At 65.4% G+C, this 15509-nt stretch carries 20 protein-coding genes; 10 read left to right on the forward strand and 10 right to left on the reverse strand.

The window, feature by feature from the left end; translation table 11 throughout:
• Positions 1 to 2: 2 nt before the first annotated feature.
• The 3 genes from JQ621_RS17825 to JQ621_RS17835 are packed head-to-tail and all read left to right on the forward strand — an operon-like array spanning position 3 to position 2750.
• Complete coding sequence (locus JQ621_RS17825; protein ID WP_212235961.1) at positions 3 to 797, forward strand: ATP12 family chaperone protein; 795 nt, start codon at positions 3 to 5, stop codon at positions 795 to 797.
• Between the two features lie 55 nt (positions 798 to 852).
• Positions 853 to 2490, forward strand: coding sequence for a flagellar hook-length control protein FliK (gene fliK, locus JQ621_RS17830; RefSeq protein ID WP_212235962.1), 1638 nt, complete (start codon positions 853 to 855; stop codon positions 2488 to 2490).
• On the forward strand, positions 2487 to 2750 hold the full coding sequence (locus JQ621_RS17835; RefSeq protein ID WP_212235963.1) for an EscU/YscU/HrcU family type III secretion system export apparatus switch protein: 264 nt from the start codon (positions 2487 to 2489) through the stop codon (positions 2748 to 2750). Before fliK ends, JQ621_RS17835 begins: the two co-directional genes overlap by 4 nt.
• A 171-nt stretch (positions 2751 to 2921) precedes the next feature.
• Here the strand turns inward: JQ621_RS17835 and JQ621_RS17840 are convergent, their stop codons facing one another.
• The 3 genes from JQ621_RS17840 to JQ621_RS17850 all read right to left on the reverse strand — a co-directional run bounded on the left by JQ621_RS17840 (position 2922) and on the right by JQ621_RS17850 (position 5147).
• The gene (locus JQ621_RS17840) at positions 2922 to 3914 is read right to left on the reverse strand and encodes a dienelactone hydrolase family protein (RefSeq protein WP_212235964.1); all 993 of its coding nucleotides are present in this window, start codon (positions 3912 to 3914) and stop codon (positions 2922 to 2924) included.
• Positions 3915 to 3986: 72 nt separating this feature from the next.
• Complete coding sequence (locus tag JQ621_RS17845; protein WP_212236033.1) at positions 3987 to 4583, reverse strand: hypothetical protein; 597 nt, start codon at positions 4581 to 4583, stop codon at positions 3987 to 3989.
• Between the two features lie 159 nt (positions 4584 to 4742).
• On the reverse strand, positions 4743 to 5147 hold the full coding sequence (locus tag JQ621_RS17850; protein ID WP_212235965.1) for a DUF4260 domain-containing protein: 405 nt from the start codon (positions 5145 to 5147) through the stop codon (positions 4743 to 4745).
• A 145-nt stretch (positions 5148 to 5292) separates the two neighbouring features.
• Between JQ621_RS17850 and JQ621_RS17855 the strand changes: the two genes are divergently transcribed.
• Both JQ621_RS17855 and JQ621_RS17860 read left to right on the forward strand, forming a co-directional pair.
• Positions 5293 to 6825, forward strand: a complete 1533-nt coding sequence (locus JQ621_RS17855; RefSeq protein ID WP_212235966.1) for an acyl-CoA carboxylase subunit beta — start codon at positions 5293 to 5295, stop codon at positions 6823 to 6825.
• A gap of 115 nt (positions 6826 to 6940) precedes the next feature.
• A complete protein-coding gene (locus tag JQ621_RS17860) occupies positions 6941 to 7288 on the forward strand; it encodes a hypothetical protein (protein WP_212235967.1) in 348 nt (115 codons plus the stop codon).
• A gap of 9 nt (positions 7289 to 7297) precedes the next feature.
• On the opposite strand, the gene JQ621_RS17865 is transcribed toward JQ621_RS17860, so the two are convergent.
• From JQ621_RS17865 to JQ621_RS17880, 4 genes are all read right to left on the reverse strand, one after another.
• Complete coding sequence (locus tag JQ621_RS17865) at positions 7298 to 7450, reverse strand: hypothetical protein (protein WP_212235968.1); 153 nt, start codon at positions 7448 to 7450, stop codon at positions 7298 to 7300.
• A gap of 106 nt (positions 7451 to 7556) precedes the next feature.
• Positions 7557 to 8210 carry a glutathione S-transferase family protein gene (locus JQ621_RS17870; RefSeq protein ID WP_212235969.1) on the reverse strand — a complete coding sequence of 218 codons (654 nt, stop codon included), beginning with the start codon at positions 8208 to 8210 and terminating at the stop codon, positions 7557 to 7559.
• A gap of 190 nt (positions 8211 to 8400) precedes the next feature.
• A complete protein-coding gene (locus JQ621_RS17875) occupies positions 8401 to 8853 on the reverse strand; it encodes a hypothetical protein (protein ID WP_212235970.1) in 453 nt (150 codons plus the stop codon).
• Between the two features lie 49 nt (positions 8854 to 8902).
• Complete coding sequence (locus tag JQ621_RS17880; protein WP_212235971.1) at positions 8903 to 10861, reverse strand: alpha/beta hydrolase domain-containing protein; 1959 nt, start codon at positions 10859 to 10861, stop codon at positions 8903 to 8905.
• A gap of 105 nt (positions 10862 to 10966) precedes the next feature.
• Between JQ621_RS17880 and JQ621_RS35780 the strand changes: the two genes are divergently transcribed.
• A complete protein-coding gene (locus tag JQ621_RS35780; RefSeq protein ID WP_283813199.1) occupies positions 10967 to 11092 on the forward strand; it encodes a hypothetical protein in 126 nt (41 codons plus the stop codon).
• A gap of 113 nt (positions 11093 to 11205) precedes the next feature.
• Positions 11206 to 11502, forward strand: a complete 297-nt coding sequence (locus JQ621_RS17885; RefSeq protein WP_212235972.1) for a twin-arginine translocation signal domain-containing protein — start codon at positions 11206 to 11208, stop codon at positions 11500 to 11502.
• 111 nt (positions 11503 to 11613) lie between these two features.
• Here the strand turns inward: JQ621_RS17885 and JQ621_RS17890 are convergent, their stop codons facing one another.
• Positions 11614 to 11859: a GCG_CRPN prefix-to-repeats domain-containing protein gene (locus JQ621_RS17890; protein WP_212235973.1), complete on the reverse strand. Its 246-nt coding sequence runs from the start codon at positions 11857 to 11859 to the stop codon at positions 11614 to 11616.
• A 250-nt stretch (positions 11860 to 12109) separates the two neighbouring features.
• On the reverse strand, positions 12110 to 12808 hold the full coding sequence (locus JQ621_RS17895; RefSeq protein ID WP_212235974.1) for an ArsR family transcriptional regulator: 699 nt from the start codon (positions 12806 to 12808) through the stop codon (positions 12110 to 12112).
• A gap of 155 nt (positions 12809 to 12963) precedes the next feature.
• Here JQ621_RS17895 and JQ621_RS17900 point away from each other — a divergent pair, with 155 nt between their 5' ends.
• Both JQ621_RS17900 and JQ621_RS17905 read left to right on the forward strand, forming a co-directional pair.
• The gene (locus JQ621_RS17900; protein WP_212235975.1) at positions 12964 to 13275 is read left to right on the forward strand and encodes an NIPSNAP family protein; all 312 of its coding nucleotides are present in this window, start codon (positions 12964 to 12966) and stop codon (positions 13273 to 13275) included.
• Between the two features lie 51 nt (positions 13276 to 13326).
• Positions 13327 to 14136, forward strand: coding sequence for an isocitrate lyase/PEP mutase family protein (locus tag JQ621_RS17905; protein WP_212235976.1), 810 nt, complete (start codon positions 13327 to 13329; stop codon positions 14134 to 14136).
• 56 nt (positions 14137 to 14192) lie between these two features.
• Here JQ621_RS17905 and JQ621_RS17910 read toward each other — a convergent pair whose 3' ends face one another.
• Positions 14193 to 14615 carry a hypothetical protein gene (locus JQ621_RS17910; RefSeq protein WP_212235977.1) on the reverse strand — a complete coding sequence of 141 codons (423 nt, stop codon included), beginning with the start codon at positions 14613 to 14615 and terminating at the stop codon, positions 14193 to 14195.
• Positions 14616 to 14779: 164 nt separating this feature from the next.
• Here JQ621_RS17910 and JQ621_RS17915 point away from each other — a divergent pair, with 164 nt between their 5' ends.
• Positions 14780 to 15424 carry a trimeric intracellular cation channel family protein gene (locus JQ621_RS17915; protein ID WP_212235978.1) on the forward strand — a complete coding sequence of 215 codons (645 nt, stop codon included), beginning with the start codon at positions 14780 to 14782 and terminating at the stop codon, positions 15422 to 15424.
• Positions 15425 to 15509 lie beyond the last annotated feature (85 nt).

A 15509-nucleotide genomic window follows, 5' to 3' on the forward strand; every position in this document is an offset into this window, starting at 1 on the left:
ACATGCGCGAATTGTTCGAAGAAGCAGCCAGCCAACCCCCGCGGGATCCGCGGGAATCGGCGCGCGCGTCGGCGCGGACGCCGCTGCGCAAGCGCTTCTACAAAGAGGCCGGCGTCGCCGAGACAGAGGGCGGCTTTGCCATCACCCTCGACGGCAAGCCGATCCGCACGCCCTCCGCCCGCCAGGTGGTGATCCCGTCGCGGGCGCTCGCCGATGCCGTGGCCGCCGAATGGGCTGCCCAGGGCGAGACAATCGATCCCGTGACCATGCCGCTGACCCGGATCGCCAACAGCGTGGTCGAGGGCGTGGTCGACCGCGTCGGGCTCGTTATGGACGACCTCGCCAGGTACTTCGAGACCGACCTGCTGTTCTATCGCGCCGGCCACCCGGAAGGGCTGGTCGCGCGCGAGGCCGCGCATTGGGACCCCGTGCTGTTCTGGGCCGCCGAGGCGCTGGGGGCGCATTTCATCCTTTCCGAGGGCATCATCCATGTGAAGCAGCCGGACGAGGCGCTCCGGGTGGCCCGCAGCGCGCTGCCGGAGGATCCTTGGTCGGTTGCCGCCCTCCACGTCGTGACGACCCTGACCGGATCGGCGCTGCTGGCCCTGGCGCTGGCCCATGGCGTGCATGACGCTGCCCAGGTCTGGGCCGCCGCCCATGTCGACGAGGACTGGAACATCGACCAATGGGGCGTGGACGAGGAAGCGGCCGCCCGGCGGGCCATGCGCCTGCGGGATTTCGAGGCCGCCGTGGCCGTACTGACGGCCGTGAAGCCGCCCGCGGCCAAAGGTCCTTAACGAGAGGTTTACGAGGGGCCCCTAGGGTGGGATTCGCGTTCCCCGGGCCCCTGACATGCCGACGCCGATAAGCTCGATCCTTCCAGTGAGTGCCGCCAGCCCTGTGGCTGATGCGGCAACGCCCGATCTCGTGCTTCAGGCCGGCAGCGTGGTCGACGCCAGGGTCGTCAGCGTGCTCGCCGACAATCTGGTGCGGATCGCGATCGCCAATCTGTCGATGGACGTGATGTCCGAGGTCTCGCTGACCCCAGGACAGAATCTCCAGCTCGCGGTCTCGCAGAACAACGGCACCATCAAGCTGGCCATCGTCAACGGAGCAGGCGAGGCGAGCGCCGATCAGGTCGCGCTGACGCCGACGGCGGCCTCGCTGGTGGACAGTCCTTCGCTCGTGCCGTCGGTCAATGCGGCCCGCAATCCCCTGACGCCGGCTGAACAGGTCGCCGTCACCGCAGCCTCGGCCGAGGCGGTCACAAAACAGGGCAGCCTGGCGCCGCTGTTCGCCAATCTGGCGTCAGTCGTCACCGGCAGCGATTTGCCGGCCGGATTGAAGCAGGCCGTGCTGGACGTGCTGGCGCAACAGACACCGCTCGACACCGGCCTCGACGGTGGCGATATCGAATCCGCGTTCCAGAAGTCCGGCCTGTTTCTCGAGGCTTCGCTCGCCTCAGGCGCGACGCCGCCGTCTGGAGCGGTGCCGGATCTGAAGGCCGCGCTGCTCGTGCTCCGCCAGACGCTGGCGGCGACATCAGGCACGCTCGCGACCGCCGCGCCGCAGGCCGCAACGCAAGGCGGGGCACCCGCGCCCAGCCCGTCGGCTGGTCTGCCGAGTGGAGTTTCAGCGCCGCAAGTGGCGGGCGAGGCAGCGCCGGCTGCGTTGCCGTCACGTGGGGCGGTTGCTCAACCCCCACAATGGCCAAGCGAGGTCGCGCTCGCCGCCGCCGTGCTGGCCGACAGCGCTGGCGGAACGCCGCAGGCGCCGGTGCCGCGCGCGATGTCCGCGGGCCTGGCCGCGGCCCTGTTGCAAGAGGTCACGCAAGACCTGCCGCGCCTGACCGGCAATGTGCCTGATGCCACCAAGGCCGTTCCCGACGGCCACGTCTTCGAGACGGCCCTACGCACGACCACGCCGCCGCCGTTCCGCGGCGCGCTGCCGTCGCCGCAAGCGATCGCCTCGCCATCGCTTCCACCAAACGCACCGCTCGCGGCAACCGTGCATCGCCTGATCGACGACACCGATGCGGCGATCGCGCGGCAGACGCTGTTGCAAGTCGCCTCGCTGCCAGACCGCGTCGATGCCAGCGGCCATCGCAGCGATCCGGCCGCGCCACAGTGGAATTTCGAAATTCCGTTTGCGACCCCGCAGGGCACCGCGATGGCCCAGTTCGAGATCTCGCGCGACGGCGGCAACGAAACGCCGGATCCCGCCAAGCGCGCCTGGCGCGCGCGCTTCACGCTCAATGTCGAGCCCGCCGGACCCGTGCATGCGCTGATCACGCTCAATGGCGACAAAACCCTCGTGCGGATGTGGGCCGAGCGGCCCGCGACGGCGCAGCAGCTACGCGCCGGGATTGGCGAGCTCAATCAGGCGCTGACCAAAGCCGAGCTCAAGCCTGGCGATATCATCGTGCGCGACGGCACGCCGCCGCAGCCCGCGCCGGCCCGCGCCGGACACTTCCTGGATCGCGCCACATGAGCGAGGACTCCAAGCTCGCAATCGCGCTGCACTACGAGAAGGGCAGCGGCGCGCCCGTGGTCGTGGCCAAGGGCAAGGGCACGATCGGCGCCAAGATCGTCGAGATTGCCAAGGCCAACGATATCCCGATCGAGGAGAACGAGATTTTGGCGGGCGCGCTCTCCAAGGTCGAACTCGGCGAGGAAATTCCGCCTGATCTCTACAAGGCCGTCGCCGAAGTCCTCGTGTTCGTGCTGCGGCTGTCGGGCCGGGCGCGCTAGATGTGGATGAAATCAAGTCCCCGGTCGGCAGTTCACCTCTCCCTACGGGAGAGGTGATCCGAGTCCGGTGCTCGCAGCGATTCAACCAAGAGTCATCCCAATCCAGAGCGCATCATTCTCTCCCCGCGTCGCTGCGCTCGCAATGACGGAGTCTGCGGAGCCGACGCGGGCCTATCCCAGCTTGAACAACGCCTGCAAAAATTCCACCACGGCTTTCCGCGACTCCGCGGCCGTCGTCGGATTGCCGCCGACATGCGGATTGAGATCGACGCAGGCGTCCTTGTAGGTGAACGGCGCGTTCGTATCGGCATTCATCAGCACGCTGCCGTCGCCTTCCCTGATATGGCAGTTGCGCACCGTCTGCGCATTGGCCGACACGACGACCGTATTGACGCCGAGCAGGCCGCTGTCGAAGCCGTGCGCGCTATCAGGGTATTCGGTCAGCACCACATCGCGGCCCGCGGCCTTGAGCCGTTCGACGAAGGCCTTGCAGCTCTTCACGGGATTATAGTCGTCGGGCGTTCCATGGAAGATGCGGATCGGGCGCGCCGCGACCTCGGTGTCAGTCTGATAGGTCGTCGAGCAATCCGGATAGAACGGGATGTAGGCCGCGAACTGCACGCCGGACTTGTTCCAGAGCCTGTGGAAGCGGTCGAGGCTCGCATAGAGCGTCGCCTGGCCACCGCGCGAAAAACCCATCAGCACGATGCGATCAGGGTCGACGCGCGGATGCTTCGCCAAAATCTCCAGCGAGCGGTAGATGTCGATGATCAGATTGAGCCGGCCGAGCAGGGCCTGGTTCGGCCCCGTGACTGTCAGCCCGCGGCCGGTAAAACCGTCGATCACGAAGGTCGAGATGCCCATGGCGTTGAATTCGCGCACCCAGGCGTCCGTGGTCGGGCCAACGCCGCTCGAGCCGTGCATCAGCACCACGACCGGCATCTTGCCGGTGCCCTGCGCGACGCGGAATTCGCCGGCGACGGTGACCGGCGTGCCGGCCGCCGCATCGCCGCTGAGGAATTGCTGGTCGGAGAGAGTGAGCGACGGAATCGGGAAGATCTCGGTCCTGGCAGGGGCTTCCTTGGGGAGCGATTGCGCGCTGGCGAGCACGGTTGAAGCGCAGAGCGCGATGAGAGCCATGGTGACGCGGAATGCCGTCGGCATCGGATCCTCCCCTTATGATTTTCGGGAAGTAGACCAACGGTCGCGCGCGCTGTCAATTTGCGCGCCGGCGGCTCACGCCTTTTCGGCCGGCTTCTTCGCGGTCAGCGCCTGGTCGATGGCAAAGCCGCCGATCTCGCTCATCGCCTGCGAGATCACGTCGCCCTTCCGCGCAAAGCCGCTGGAGAGATAATCGAACTGCGTTCGCGCCAGCCGCAGCACCTCGATCGGCACGGAGATGACGGTCTCGTTGAAACTATCGACGGAGGCGCGCAATGCATCGAGCTCGGTGGTGAGCTTGCCGATATGGCTTTCCGCATCCTGCATCAGGCCGAGCAGCTTGCCGCGCTCGGTGTCGAAAGCGTCGCGCTCGGCGGCTGCCGCGGCGGTCACGTCCGCAAGCTGCGCCCGCAGCGCCTCGATCTGCCGAACCATGGCGTCGGAGGCGAGCTCGGCGGCTTCGTGCCGTTCGGCATTGCGCGTGCTCTCTTCCTGCGCCTGGTGATAGAGCCGCTCGGCGGACATCGCCCGGTGCGACAGCGACTCGATCAAGCTTGCCGCGCGCAGCAGCATCTCGCCGTTCCGGCCCGACACCATGCTGGCCATTCGCCGCAGGAAGTCGGTGGTCTCGGACGTGCTGTTCGGAGGCAGGGGAACGACCGTGGCGGACATGAGGTGATGCTTGCAGCCGGACGTGATGACCGCCGCCGTACCGACTGAGCTCACGCAACATTCGGCGCCTGATCGAAAGGGGAGCAAGCCTGAATCGCCCGGCCGGGTCAACCGACCTGCACGGGCAAATCGTGCTCATCCCGCTGCTCGTGCCGGGAGTCAGGCCTCTTTTTGCCGGCCGATCCGCCCCAGATGGGTGAAGCCGAAGCCGGCGGAATATTTCAGCCCATAGCCCAGCGCCCGGTCGAAGCCGATATGGGCCAGCCAGATCAAGGCGATGGACAGGGTGAGGGGCGCGGCGAGGCCGAAACCCAGCGTCATCAGGATCACCGGCGCGAGGTAGCTATGGACGGCGTTGTAGACCAGCGCGCCGAATTTGGCGTCCGACAGATAGGCCAGGAAGCTCAGATCGGGGACGAAGAAGAGCAGGGCGTAGACCCACCACGAGCCGTCCCAGGCGACATAGAGCGCCGTCATGGCGGCGAACAGAACGAGCCCCTCCAGCCGCAGCATCATCCTGACCCCGCCGGTCACGTGGCCTGCGTCAACAGCTCTCTCGTCCATCCTCGCCTCCCGGGCAAAACTTTGTAATTCCTTGCGCTTTCACGCTGCGGCAGGGCAGCCCTGCGGCGCCGAAAGCCGCTTCCCGGCTTGCAAAATGCCGTGTTAGAACCCGCATCACTTAAGGCTTAAGAACTGGCGGGAGCAAATGAAACATATCCTGGACGCCCTTGAAGACCGTCGTGCCGGCGCCAAGCTCGGCGGCGGGGAGAAGCGCATCGAGGCGCAGCATGCCCGCGGCAAGCTGACCGCGCGCGAGCGCATCGAGCTGCTGCTCGACAAGGGATCGTTCGAGGAGTTCGACATGTTCGTCGAGCACCGCTCCACCGAGTTCGGCATGGAGAAGAACAAGATCCCCGGCGACGGCGTCGTCACCGGCTGGGGCACCGTCAACGGCCGCAAGACCTTCGTCTTCGCCAAGGACTTCACCGTGTTCGGCGGCTCGCTGTCCGAGACCCACGCGCTGAAGATCACGAAACTTCAGGACATGGCGATGAAGGCGCGGGCGCCCATCATCGGCCTCTATGACGCCGGCGGCGCCCGCATCCAGGAGGGCGTCGCCGCGCTCGCCGGCTATTCCTACGTGTTCCGCCGCAACGTGCTCGCCTCGGGCGTGATCCCGCAGATCTCGGTCATCATGGGCCCCTGCGCCGGCGGCGACGTCTATTCGCCTGCCATGACCGACTTCATCTTCATGGTGAAGAACACCAGCTACATGTTCGTCACCGGCCCCGACGTGGTGAAGACCGTCACCAACGAGGTTGTCACCGCCGAAGAGCTCGGCGGCGCCAGCGTGCACGCCACGCGCTCCTCGATCGCTGACGGTGCCTTCGAGAACGACGTCGAGACGCTTCTGCAGATGCGGCGCCTGATCGACTTCCTGCCGTCGAACAATACCGACGGCGTGCCGGAATGGCCGAGCTTCGACGACACCGCCCGTATCGACATGTCGTTGGATACGCTGATCCCCGACAATCCGAACAAGCCCTACGACATGAAGGAACTGATCCTCAAGGTCGTGGACGAGGGCGATTTCTTCGAGATCGCGGAAGCCTTCGCCAAGAACATCGTTACCGGCTTTGGCCGCATCGCCGGCCGCACCGTCGGCTTCGTCGCCAACCAGCCGATGGTGCTGGCCGGCGTGCTCGACAGCGATGCGTCGCGCAAGGCCGCGCGCTTTGTTCGGTTTTGCGATGCCTTCAACATCCCGATCGTCACCTTCGTCGACGTGCCGGGCTTCCTGCCCGGCACGAGCCAAGAATATGGCGGCCTGATCAAGCATGGCGCCAAGCTGCTGTTCGCCTATTCGCAGTGCACCGTGCCGCTGGTGACCATCATCACCCGCAAGGCCTATGGCGGCGCCTTCGACGTCATGGCGTCGAAGGAAATCGGCGCCGACATGAACTACGCCTGGCCGACCGCACAGATCGCCGTCATGGGCGCCAAGGGCGCGGTCGAGATTATCTTCCGCAGCGACATCGGCGACCCCGACAAGATCGCCGCCCGCACCAAGGAATACGAAGACCGCTTCCTGTCACCCTTCATCGCCGCCGAGCGCGGCTATATCGACGACGTCATCATGCCGCACTCGACCCGCAAGCGGATCGCGCGCGCGCTGGCAATGCTGAAGGACAAGAAGGTGGAAGCGCCGGCGAAGAAGCACGACAATCTGCCGTTGTGAGATGAGCATAGGGCGGATATCGAAGCGTAATCCGCCCACCTTTTCGACGATGCTTGCGGCGGATTACGGCTGCGCCTAATCCGCCCTACAATCCGGATCCGGCGCACGTAATCCCATGACCTCAGACGATCCGACCGACGAAATCTCCGATATCGAAGACCGGATCGAGCGGCTCGCCGCGATCGCCGAACGGTGCCGGAAGTACATCCTGGCTTCCAAGATCGCGATCGGAAGCGGTGCGGCGCTGCTGTTGGTCACCATCCTCGGCCTGTTTGGGTTTGGACAGACCGCCGCGCTCGGGTCGATCGCGTTGATCCTCGGCGGCATCGTCTCGGTCGGCTCGAACATCAGCACGCTGCGGCAGACGGACGATGCGATCGGCATGGCCGAGGCGCGCCGGTCGGCGTTGATCGGCAGGATCGATTTGCGTGTGGTCGCCGATACGCCGATGAAGCTGGTGTAGCGCGCGGCCTCATGCGGCCGTCTTGACGTTCAGAGCCTGCAACTCCGCGCGGCATTCGGCGGCGAAGGCCTGAAGCCGTTCCGCGGCTTGCCGGTCGAGGATCGCCTTCGCCAGGCGCTCGGCGCGGGCGACTTGCTCTCTGAGATAATCGATGCGGGCCATGTGTCACCTTCCGCCAGAAAAACCTATGGCGATAATTTGAGGCAAATTGCTTCGTTCCAGCGGCCTTGAGCCTATGGCTAACCCGGGGTTAACAATGTGCGGTGGGTCACATCCCGCGTGCCTTATCCGCTGCCGCGAAATGGGCCATCTGATCCGCATGGGCCTTGGCGAAGGCCGGGCGGCCAGTCGCACGCGCGACGTAGGCGCGGCAGGCGGGACTGTCCGCCAGTCCGTCGAAACCATCGGCCACCCGCAGCACATCCGCCATCAGGATGTCGGCGACGGAGAACGTGCCCGCCAGCCATTCGCGCGCCGCCAGCACCGGCTCGAGACGCATGAGGCGCAGCTTGAGGAAGTCGTCGACGAATTTCCACGCCGCGGTGTCGCTCGGGTGTTTCATGAACTTCGACATCGTCCAGGGCAGGCTTGCCATCTCCACCGAATTGAGCGCGCCGAACACCCATTCCGTCGCCTCAGCGCGGCCGCGCGGATCTGATGGCAGCAGCCGATCGCTGAGCCCGCCGAGATGCAGCAGGATCGCGCCGCTCTCGAAGATCGAGATGTCGCCATCGGTGAGCCACGGCACCTGGCCGAACGGCTGGTGCGCCAGATGCGCAGGACCACGGTCGTCGAACGGCGTGCTGGCGACGCGATAGGGCAAGCCGGCCTCTTCGAGCGCCCAGCGCACCCTGAGGTCGCGGACATAGCCGCGCGGCGGCGGGGGAACCCAGTCATACGTGATCAAGGTGAGGTTGGGCATGCTCTGTCTCCGTGCTGTCTCGGGCCTAGGACGGATGGAGGCGGCGCGTTCCGACATGAGCGACACTTTTTTGTGGGGTGGATTAGCCGAAGGCGTAATCCGCCGACGCCTGTCTCGCCGGATGGAGGCGTTGGCGGATTACGCTTCGCTAATTCGCCCTATCACCGCGGTGCCCAAATCGAATCCCGGCTTACCGACACGCCGGATAGCCGAAGCGCTTGATGATCTCGCTTCCCGAGATCGGATGGAACGCGAAGGTGTCCATGAAATGGTTGTCTGTGACGTATTGGCGCAAGGCGGCGTTGTAGGTGCTGAGCATCTGTTGCGTGGAAGAGGCGCTGATGATTCCTTTCTGCATGTTTCCGCCGGCGTGAAACAGCAGTGTCGCGCCCGGCGAGACGCAAACGTTGCGGATCGACAGGAACATGGTGCAGGCGGATTGACAGTGGCTGTCGATGCGGAAGCGTTCGCCGGAGGCATTGTACTGCTGGATCACGTTCAGGAACTGCCCAAACGCGTAGGCATCGCGGGCGCCGTAGCCCATGCGGAGCGACGAGACGGAGCCATCGGCGTGGGCCTGATGTCCCGCCAGAAAAAACCCAAGCGTACCCAACGCGCGCGCCAATCGCAGCCATCGCTTCATATGATTCTCCTGAAATCGATTGGTGAAAATTGATGTTGATGTTTTGCCTTTACAGCCCGAGCTTCGCCAGCTTGCCTTGCTTGGCAGCTTCCACTGCGCGCTCCGCATCTTCAGGCAACAGCGTCCGCTCCGCGACCTGCCGCGCCGCCTCGCGCTTCACCGCGGCCACATAAGCCCCGTCATCGGCATAACGCTCGGCAATCGACGGCCTGGGATCGTGCACCTCTTTCCGCGCCGCTTCCGTCGGTGCGAACGGCACGACGGCGCCTTGCAGCGGATAGAGCGCGGTCGGGCCAAAGCCTTGCGCGCGCGGATTCCAGGCGGTGTAGGTCGCGCGGGGCACGGCGAGCGCAAGCTGGCGAATGCCCGCGATGGCCATGCCGTCGTCGTCCGCCTTCGGCACGAACACGGGATAGCGTCCGATTTCCTTGGGCGGCAGCACGCTCTGGTCGGAGAAGGCGGCCAGCGTATGGATTCCGGCATAGGGCAGGCCGGGGATGTCGGTCGGCACGGCGCCTTGCGCCGATACCAGCGTGCCATGGGCGCGCATGGGGACGCGGCTTGCGGGCGGCCTCGTGCCGTCGCTGATCCAGGCGTTGAGGTCGGTGAGCAGCGCGCGCATCGGCATGCCCGCATGCATCGGGTTCTGCGGCAGCGACATCGCAGGCAGGCCCTTCTTCATCACGTCAGCGGCCTCGGCGAAATGCGGCGTGCCCGCGATCATGTAGGCGCGGATGTTGTCGGGGAGGTCGAGGTGATTGCCGGCCAAATCAGTCACCAGCAGCGAGGCGTGCGAGGCCCACCATTCGTGCTCGCTATCGGTCTGCATCACCTTCGGGCAGGTGGCCGAGAGCGAGCAGCGACGCAGCAGGCCGTCGGTCTCGCCGGAATAGGGATCGCTCAGCGTCGCATAAGTGAAGGGGAACAGATCGGCCTGCCACGCCGGATCCTGCATGTGGCGCGGATTGCGGCCGGGCTGGCCGAAGCGGACATTGGTCGCCATCCGCCGTGTGCCGGCGACGTGGGGCATCAGGCCGTCGAACACCGTGCGGCCCTGGAGATCCTCGTTGAAGCCGAGATAGAGAAAGTCGCGCAGGAAGCGGCCGGATTGCGAGACGCCGAACCCGATGGCGCGGCTGACCGAGGGGTGCAGGCCGTCGAGCAGCGGGTTGGCTGGCGTCTCGTCGTGACGAAGGAAGCTGACGACGTCGCGCACGGCCGCAAAACCCATGCCGAGCGGCACGGGATCTCGCGCGGTGTAGGTGATCTCGTATAGCGCGCCCGCATCAAAACCGTCAGGCCGGGTGATTTCCACCGTGGTGGGATCGACCAGCTTCGCCGAGAGGCCGGGCGGTGTCTGCCTTGCATTGGCCCAGGCCGCGCGCACGGTGACATTGAGATTGGCGGGATCGGCGGCTGGCCAGGTCAGCGTGGCGCGTGCGGGGCTCGTCGTGTTGTCGAAGATGACTTCTTCACGCGCGGGGCCGGCAATGTTCTTGATGACAGGCGCGGACATCGCCAATTGTCCCGGCTTGGACGGGATATCGCCCTGCCAGCCGACCCAGACCATCGTGTAGCCTTGCCGGTGCAGGAAGCCGATGCCGGCATCCTCGGCCTTGTCGGCAATGTTGGCGCCGGGCTGGGCTGAATCATCGAACAATTGCGGCGCAAGCTTGCGGCCGCGATTGGGCACGTCAAGCAGCAGCGTGCCATTGCCGTGCGTGGGGTCGGTCGGCCTGAGGATCACGACGTCGGCGATGGCCTCGACCTTGCTATCGGCATTGCGCGGCGCCAGCGCAAGATCGGTGATGACGGCGTTGCGGTCATCGGCCGGGTTGAGCGCGAAGGTCGCGCGGGCGGTGATGCGCTCATAGGTGCCGACAGTGCCGAAGCCGCGGCCGGCAAAGGCCGGCACGCGTTCGGTGATGTCGAAGCGGACGATCTCGGCGCGCGCGGCAAGGGGGAGGACGCAAGCGATCGCGATGACGCCCGTGATGGTCTTGCGCATGGCCCGTCCTTCCCTGATGTCGCGCGATCATGTTCCGTCGCGCGGGCTCTTTGTTGCGGGCAATATAACCGGCACTGCTGCGGCCAAACAACAGGAGGAAATCCGATGCCCGCTGCCTATTTCGTCGTCCGCGCCATCGATGCGCTGAAGCAGCTCGTCGCAGATTTCAACCGTGACTGGCCCGAGGTGGAACGCTCGCGCGAGACGCTGGTGCAGGAGTTTGGGACGTAGCGCGCATCCCTGTCACCTTTGCAATGAACCTGAACGCGCGATTCAGCCGCAGTTCATCTCGCGGGCCCGACACTTCCTCTGCATCACGCGATCGATGAATCAGAGGACAAGTCATGGAGCGCCGGAACTTTTTGAAACTTGCATTCGGTGTCGCGGCGGGAGCTGCCGTGTTCACCACCGTCGCACAGGCCGCGCCGCTGGCGCCGCAGGTGCTCGGCCATGGCGGCGTGCCGCTCGCCAATCCGGACGCTCATCCCGCGGTTACCAGCGGCGAGGAGGCCGCCCAGCTCAAGCCCGAGCAGGTGCGCTGGGGCCATGGGCACTGGCATCACCGCCACTGGGGCTGGCGCCGTCGTCATTGGGGCTGGCATCGTCGCTGGCACCATCATCGGCATTGGCGCCGCTGGTGACGACGGCCCGACTGAAAAAGGGGATCTCGCGATCCCCTTTTTGCTATCGCGTCCATAATGAAAACGGCCGCGCGGGCTCATCCTGCGCGGCCGTTTCGCAAGCGAAAATTATCAGATCGGGCGGCAGCGGCCGTAGTACCAGCGGAAGCCATAGGGGCACACGCGCGGGCGCACCACGACGACCGGCGGGGCGACCACGACGGGCGCGGGGGCCACGACAACAGGACCACCCATCGGACGGCAGCCGCCATAGGGGCCGCGATACCAGCCCGGGCCGCAACCACCGGCGGCGCTGGCCGCCTCGCTGAAGCCAACGACCGCGCTGGCGAGCATCACCGCGGCGAACAGATATTTCATGTGATCTTCCTTCTCGTCCTTGGGCAAGTTTGTAGGGGAGGCGCTAGGGGAAAGCTCTTCGATGATTTGGCGCTTGCGGCGCACAATGAATCAATAGGCACGATTCGTCACATTCATTATGTGCCGTCACGTCGCGATCCAAACCTGCCAATCATGACCTGAATGCGGCATGAACATCTCCCGCGTGCGGCCTCGCGCGACACGAGATGGCGCAGGAGCCCATCCGTGCGCCGTCACGCCGCTGGCGTGATCAGTCCTTCCCGTTTCCAAACAGCGCCGCAAATTGCTTCTCGCCGGTCCGGGTGAAATTCACCACGCGGCTGCCGGGCGTGGCGTCGCGCGCGGCCCATTTCAGCTCGGCAAAACGCCGCATCATCGCAGCGCCAAGGGTGCCGGCGAGATGGTGGCGCCGCTCGCTCCAGTCGAGGCAGGCCTTGCACACCGGGCGGCGCGGATGGCTGAGCATGTCGGGCGAGATCTGCAGGTGCCTGGCGAGGAAGCGCTCGCCTTCCGCCGTCAGCTCGATCTCCTGCTTTTTCTGCTTGACCAGGTTTCGCTCGCGCAGGGAGTCCAGCATCTGCACGCCGAGGTCGCCGGCGAGGTGGTCGTAGCAGATCCGCGCGCGCCGCAGTGCCGGGTCCTTCGGCCCGGTGCGCACGCGCATGTGGCCGGTGCGCGCGGCAAGGCCTGCAAGTCCCTCGAGCACGCCGGCGACGTCGTCGTCGGTGAGGCGATAGTAGCGGTGGCGGCCCTGCTTCTCCGGTTCGACCAACCCGCCGGCCTCGAGTTTGGCAAGATGCGAGCTCGCGGTCTGCGGCGTGATGCCGGCCTCCTGCGCGAGCTCGCTTGCGGTGAGCGCGCGTCCATTCATCAGCGCCGTGAGCATATTGGCGCGGGCGGGGTCGCCGACCAGAGCGGCGACCATGGCGATGTCGGGTCCTGATTTCATGCTTCGATGGTAGCCGAAGCATCGTGGCCGGGCAAGCGCGTAGCGTGGTGCTGCAAACACGTCATTGCGAGCGAAGCGAAGCCATCCAGATGCTTCAGCGGCGACGGTGTCGCTCGCGCTTGTCGCAATGACGCAGGACAACAGGAGAGCCCATCATGTCAGTCACCGTCTTCATCCGCTACCAGCTCGATCCCTTCAAGCGCGTGCAATTCGAGGAATATTCGAAGCGCTGGCTTGCCATCATTCCGAAATGCGGTGGCGACCTCATCGGCTATTTCATGCCGCATGAGGGCACCAACAACATCGCCTTCGCTCTGATCACCTTCGAGAGCCTGGCTGCCTACGAGGCCTATCGTGCGCGGCTGCGGCAGGATGCAGAAGGCATGGCAAACTTTCATTTCGCGGAGGAGAACAAATTCATTCTCGCGGAAGAGCGCACGTTTTTGCGCAAGGTGGTCATGGACTAGCGCCGTGCCGCGGGCATGCCTATGTCTGCGCGGCCAACAAGGGAGAGAAACATGCATGTGACGACCGCGGACAAGCGCGCAACGTTCAGGAAGCTGCACGAGAACGGCTGCTTCATCCTGCCCAATCCGGTCGACGTCGGTGGGGCGAAAGCCTTGCAGCATCTCGGTTTCAAGGCGATTGCCTCGTCGAGCGCAGGCTTTGCCTGGACCATCGGCAAGGCCGACAACCGCGTCACCGTCGACGATGTCTGTCAGCATCTGGCAGCATTGAGCTCGTCGGTCGACATTCCCGTCAATGCGGATTTCGAGGGCGGTTTTGCGGTCGAGCCGGACGAGGTCGCCGAGAATGTCGAACGCGGTGTGCGCACCGGCGTCGCGGGCCTCTCGATCGAGGACTCCACTGGCGACAAAAACAAGCCGCTCTATGATCGCGCGCTCGCGGTCGAGCGCATCCAGGCGTCGCGCAAGGCGATCGGCGACAGCGGCGCGCTGCTGGTCGGCCGCTGCGAAGCGTATCTCTGGGGTATCACTGATCTGAAGCTCGTCATCGACCGGCTCACCGCCTACGCCGACGCCGGCGCCGATTGTCTCTATGCGCCGGGCTTGAAAACGCGCGAAGACATCGCCGCGGTGGTGAAGGCTGTTCACCCCAAGCCGTTCAATCTGCTGATCGGCGCGTCCGGCCTGTCGTTGAGGGAGGCCGAGGATCTCGGCGTGCGCCGGATCAGCGTCGGCGGCTCGCTCGCCCGTGCAGCCTGGGGCGGGTTCATGCGCGCGGCGAAGGAGATGGCGGAGAAGGGGACGTTTGGCGAGCTTGCCAGCGGCTATCCCGGCGGCGAGCTCAACAAGATGTTTGGCTAAAACGAGAAGCGGCGGGATCTTTCAATCCCGCCGCTGTTGCTTGTTCTGGCAAGTCGTTACTTTGTGCGGTCGGTCTGCGGAGCGGGATCAGGCTTCGCCGCAGGCGTATCAGCCGGAACCGCCGGCTTGCTCGGCGCGGCACCCGTGGTCACGCCGGGCGCGGTGTTGTTGCGGGGCGTCACGTCACGCATGCCGGGAGGCGCGGCCGGATTGGTGACCGGAGCCGTCTGCTGCGCGGTCTGCGTCGCAGGCGTATTGCTCGCCTGGTTGCCGGTGCTGGAGTTGTTCAAGCCATAGAACACGGCGCCCAGAACCAGGGCGATTGCCACCGCGAACAGCGCGATCTTGCCGCTGGAGGCGGGGCCTTCGCCGAGCTCAGGATCGACCTGAAGGTCGCCATCCCGGCGCGCCGCGCGAAGGTACTCATCGTCGGCGAGGTTGGCGCGGTAGGGATCGTTCGGAAAACGGTCGTCAGCCATCTTTCGGTCTCCTCGATGATTGAGCCAAGACAACCCTTAGCTGCGAGATTCTGTTCCTGTCTCCCTTATGCTTTCGTCGCATGTTGCCCGCGCCGGAATCGGGAACCTGTTCCTTCAGGCGTTCCGCGAGTAGGTTCCAGCCACCGACAGGAGGGAACGCGGCGATGTGGAGCCTGCCACCAACGGATACCGTGCTGCATTTCCTCTCGTTAGTTGCCGTGGCCGCGCAGGGCATGACCGCTGCGCTCGCGGCCGGGCGCCGCAGCATGGATTGGCTTGGCGTCTGCTTCCTCGGCTGCATCACCGCGCTTGGCGGCGGCACGCTGCGCGATCTCTTCCTCGGGCATTATCCGCTGGCCTGGGTGCAGAACCCGGTCTATCTCGCGCTCGCCGGCGGCGCGGCCTTCCTCACCATCCTGTTCGCGCGCCTCGTGCACCGGCTCAAGCTCGCCTTCATCGTGCTCGATGCGATCGGCCTGGTCGTTTTCACCATGACCGGTTGCGACATCGCCTGGCAGATGGATGCCTCGCTGACGATCGTGATCGTCTCGGGCATGGTCACCGGCTGCGCCGGCGGCGTGCTCCGCGACGTGCTCTGCAACGACGTGCCGCTGCTGTTTCGGTCCGAGCTCTATGCCAGCGTCTCGGTCGTGACGGGCTTGTTCTACGCCACCGCGTTCGGCCTCGAACTCAACGCGGAGCTCTGGACCATCCTGACCTTCGTGCTCGGCATCAGCTTCCGCCTGCTCGCGGTGCGCTACAAATGGGAGATGCCGAAATTCGTGTTCACGGGGGATGAGGAGAAGTAGGTCGCTTTCTTCGCCTCTCCAGTTTCCACTGTGTCATGGCCGGGCTTGACCCGGCCATCCACGTCTTGTTCACGGCACGAAGAAC

This window comes from Bradyrhizobium manausense, from assembly GCF_018129685.1.
Lineage (GTDB): Bacteria > Pseudomonadota > Alphaproteobacteria > Rhizobiales > Xanthobacteraceae > Bradyrhizobium > Bradyrhizobium manausense_D.

What these genes read in the sequence shown, in the direction of transcription:
- JQ621_RS17865 (WP_212235968.1), bottom strand. Translation starts at nt 7,450, where the DNA reads ATGGCCCGCATCGATTATCTCAGAGAGCAAGTCGCCCGCGCCGAGCGC.
- JQ621_RS17845 (WP_212236033.1), bottom strand. Translation starts at nt 4,583, where the DNA reads ATGTCCGCCACGGTCGTTCCCCTGCCTCCGAACAGCACGTCCGAGACC.
- JQ621_RS17835 (WP_212235963.1), top strand. Translation starts at nt 2,487, where the DNA reads ATGAGCGAGGACTCCAAGCTCGCAATCGCGCTGCACTACGAGAAGGGC.
- JQ621_RS17900 (WP_212235975.1), top strand. Translation starts at nt 12,964, where the DNA reads ATGTCAGTCACCGTCTTCATCCGCTACCAGCTCGATCCCTTCAAGCGC.
- JQ621_RS17885 (WP_212235972.1), top strand. Translation starts at nt 11,206, where the DNA reads ATGGAGCGCCGGAACTTTTTGAAACTTGCATTCGGTGTCGCGGCGGGA.
- JQ621_RS17825 (WP_212235961.1), top strand. Translation starts at nt 3, where the DNA reads ATGCGCGAATTGTTCGAAGAAGCAGCCAGCCAACCCCCGCGGGATCCG.
- JQ621_RS17890 (WP_212235973.1), bottom strand. Translation starts at nt 11,859, where the DNA reads ATGAAATATCTGTTCGCCGCGGTGATGCTCGCCAGCGCGGTCGTTGGC.
- JQ621_RS17860 (WP_212235967.1), top strand. Translation starts at nt 6,941, where the DNA reads ATGACCTCAGACGATCCGACCGACGAAATCTCCGATATCGAAGACCGG.
- JQ621_RS17895 (WP_212235974.1), bottom strand. Translation starts at nt 12,808, where the DNA reads ATGAAATCAGGACCCGACATCGCCATGGTCGCCGCTCTGGTCGGCGAC.
- fliK (WP_212235962.1), top strand. Translation starts at nt 853, where the DNA reads ATGCCGACGCCGATAAGCTCGATCCTTCCAGTGAGTGCCGCCAGCCCT.
- JQ621_RS17840 (WP_212235964.1), bottom strand. Translation starts at nt 3,914, where the DNA reads ATGCCGACGGCATTCCGCGTCACCATGGCTCTCATCGCGCTCTGCGCT.
- JQ621_RS17875 (WP_212235970.1), bottom strand. Translation starts at nt 8,853, where the DNA reads ATGAAGCGATGGCTGCGATTGGCGCGCGCGTTGGGTACGCTTGGGTTT.
- JQ621_RS17910 (WP_212235977.1), bottom strand. Translation starts at nt 14,615, where the DNA reads ATGGCTGACGACCGTTTTCCGAACGATCCCTACCGCGCCAACCTCGCC.
- JQ621_RS17870 (WP_212235969.1), bottom strand. Translation starts at nt 8,210, where the DNA reads ATGCCCAACCTCACCTTGATCACGTATGACTGGGTTCCCCCGCCGCCG.
- JQ621_RS17855 (WP_212235966.1), top strand. Translation starts at nt 5,293, where the DNA reads ATGAAACATATCCTGGACGCCCTTGAAGACCGTCGTGCCGGCGCCAAG.
- JQ621_RS17915 (WP_212235978.1), top strand. Translation starts at nt 14,780, where the DNA reads ATGTGGAGCCTGCCACCAACGGATACCGTGCTGCATTTCCTCTCGTTA.
- JQ621_RS17850 (WP_212235965.1), bottom strand. Translation starts at nt 5,147, where the DNA reads ATGGACGAGAGAGCTGTTGACGCAGGCCACGTGACCGGCGGGGTCAGG.
- JQ621_RS17905 (WP_212235976.1), top strand. Translation starts at nt 13,327, where the DNA reads ATGCATGTGACGACCGCGGACAAGCGCGCAACGTTCAGGAAGCTGCAC.
- JQ621_RS17880 (WP_212235971.1), bottom strand. Translation starts at nt 10,861, where the DNA reads ATGCGCAAGACCATCACGGGCGTCATCGCGATCGCTTGCGTCCTCCCC.
- JQ621_RS35780 (WP_283813199.1), top strand. Translation starts at nt 10,967, where the DNA reads ATGCCCGCTGCCTATTTCGTCGTCCGCGCCATCGATGCGCTGAAGCAG.